The following is a 2,627-nucleotide window of genomic DNA, read 5'->3' as shown; positions in this document are numbered from 1 at the left end:
TCGCGACCACTCGCCACCACGTCCCACAGCTCCTCGGGTGAGGACACCCCACCCGGATAGCGACACGCCATCCCCACCACCACGATGGGGTCGGAGTCGGCCACGGCGGCGGCGGTCTCGGTGGTGTCCTTCGCCTCCCCCGTCAGCTCGGCCGCAAGGTGGTCGGCCAAGGCGGCGGGCGAAGGGTGGTCGAAGACCAGAGTGGTGGGGAGCCTCAGCCCGGTCGCCGCGGTGAGCCGGTTACGCAACTCCACAGCGGTCAACGAGTCGAACCCCAGCTCCTGGAACGCTCGATCCACCGCGACACCGGCCGGATCCGAATGCCCCAGCACACCGGCCACCTGCACACGCACCAGATCCACCAGCGCCGCGCGGCGCTCGCTGTCATTGAGCCCCGCGAAAGCACCGGGGCGGTGTCCGGCCCCGGTCCTTCGTGCGGGGACGAGGGGACGCAGCACCGATGGCAGCCGGTCGCCGAGGGCCCGGAGCGCGGCGTGATCCCAACGGGTGACCGTGGTCGTGGCGTGGGTCAGACTCTGCGCGACGTCGAACAGGGCGAGCGCCTCCTCTGTGCCCAGAGAGACCAGGCCGCTGCGGGCGATCCGTTTGCGGTCGGTGGCGGAGAGGGACTCGGCCATGCCGCCGGCCTGTTCCCACAGGCCCCAGGCCAGGGAGATCGCGGGCAGCCCCAGCGCACGCCGGTGCTGCGCCAGCGCGTCCAGATAGGTGTTACCCGCAGCGTAGTTCCCCTGCCCTGCCGTACCCAGCACACCGGCGACCGACGAATACAGCACGAACGCCGTCAACTCACGGTCACGGGTCAGCTCATGCAGGTTCCAGGCCGCGTCGGCCTTGGGACGCATGACGGCGGCCAACCGCTCCGGGGTAAGGGAGGGGATCGAACCGTCGTCCAGGACGCCGGCGGTGTGGACGACGGCGGTCACCGAATGCGCGGCCAGCACCTTCGAGAGGGCCTCGCGGTCGGCGGCGTCACACGCGACCAGGGACACGGCCGCGCCCAGCTCCGTCAGCTCCGACTCAAGCTCCCGAGCTCCCGGAGCCTCAGAACCACGGCGGCTCAGCAACACCAGCTCACGAACGCCGTGCTCGGCGACCAGATGCCGGGCCAGCACCGCCCCCAGACCACCGGTACCACCGGTGATCAACACCGCGCCCTGATCCCAGGCGGGCGAGGACTCGGCGGCGACGACCGCCCGGGTCAGTCCGGGGACGAACGCCTTCCCGTCACGGAAGGCGATCTGGGGTTCGTTCGAGGCCACCGCCCGCGCCAGTGACTCGTCCGACAGGTCCTCATCGGAGTCCACCAGAACGAACCGGCCCGGGTTCTCGGACTGCGCCGAACGCACCAGCCCCCACACACCGGCCGCGCTCAGCCCCGGCAGCTCCTCATCTCCCACACCGACCGCGCGCCGTGTCACCACGACCAGCGGTGAGGTGCGAGACGACTGTTCCTGTATCCGCTCCAGAACGGCGGCGGCGGTCTCCACGGCATCGCCCACCGGCACGTGAACGATGTCCAGCGACGGCAGCGGCTCCGGAGCGACGGCATCGAGTGGCCGGGCCGTCCAGGTGAGGGTGTGCAGGCCGTCGGAGGGCGCCCCGGCCTGGCGCAGGCTTTCCCTCGTCAGCGGGCGGAGCGTCAGAGAACCGGACGCCACGGGAACGTTCAGCTCGTCTGTCGCCACCAGTGTGAGGGTGTCGTCGCCCGACCAGGTGAGCCGGACCCTCATCACCGAGACCTCCGGCTTCGTGACCCGGACGTCGTTCCAGACGAAGGGGACCACGAGCCGGTCACCGCCCTCGACGAGAACCGTCCGGACGGCGGCGTCGAGCAGCGCCGGATGGAGCGTGAAGCGCGCCGCCTCACCCGCCTCCTCAGGCAGGCCCACCTCCGCGAAGACCACTCCGTCGCCATGCCATGCACGCTTGATCCCGAGAAACGCGGGACCGTACCCGTAGCCAAGATCACTCAGGTGCTCGTGGAAGGTCTCCAGGTCCACTTCGGCGGCGGCGGCCGGCGGCCACACCGGCAGACCCTCCGCCTGGACGTCGTCCTCGGGGATGAGGAAGCCGGTGGCGTGCCGGGTCCACGGCTGCTCGTCCCCGTCCGGCCGGGAGAACATCGAGACGGAACGCCTGCCGTCGTCGGCGCTCTGCTCCACGACGACCTGGAGCCTGAATCCTCCGCGCTCGGAGAGCACCAAGGGCGCTTCGAGCATCAGCTCCTCGACGCGCTCGCAGCCGACCTGCCGTCCGGCCCGCAACGCCAGGTCGACGAAGACCGTGCCCGGCACCAGCGTCGCGCCGAGGACCGAGTGATCGGCCAGCCAGGAATGCGCGGTCAACGACAGGCGGCCGGTCAGTACCACCGACCCGCCTTCCGCGACGTCCATGACCGCGCCCAGCAGCGCATGTCCCGCACCGTCGAGACCGAGACCGACGGCATCGCCCGGGGTCCCGACAGACGTGATCCAGTGGCGGCGTCGTTGGAAGGGGTAGGTGGGCAGGTCGACCTTCTGTGCTCCGGTGCCGCTGTAGAAGGCGCTCCAGTTCGCGGACGTGCCGTGGAGGTGGAGCTGAGCCAGCGCGCTGATCAGGGCATCGGC

General features: G+C 70.7%; 1 protein-coding gene. It reads right to left on the bottom strand.

The window, feature by feature from the left end; genetic code table 11:
- The coding region (locus ACSDR0_RS50080) for an SDR family NAD(P)-dependent oxidoreductase (protein ID WP_435296042.1) at positions 1 to 2,627 on the bottom strand (2,627 nt) is incomplete at both ends.

Source organism: Streptosporangium sp. G11 (genome assembly GCF_051192615.1).
Taxonomy (GTDB): Bacteria; Actinomycetota; Actinomycetes; order Streptosporangiales; family Streptosporangiaceae; genus Streptosporangium.
The sequence above is the reverse complement of the archived record's forward strand: the minus strand, read 5'-3'. Positions and strand labels throughout refer to the sequence as shown.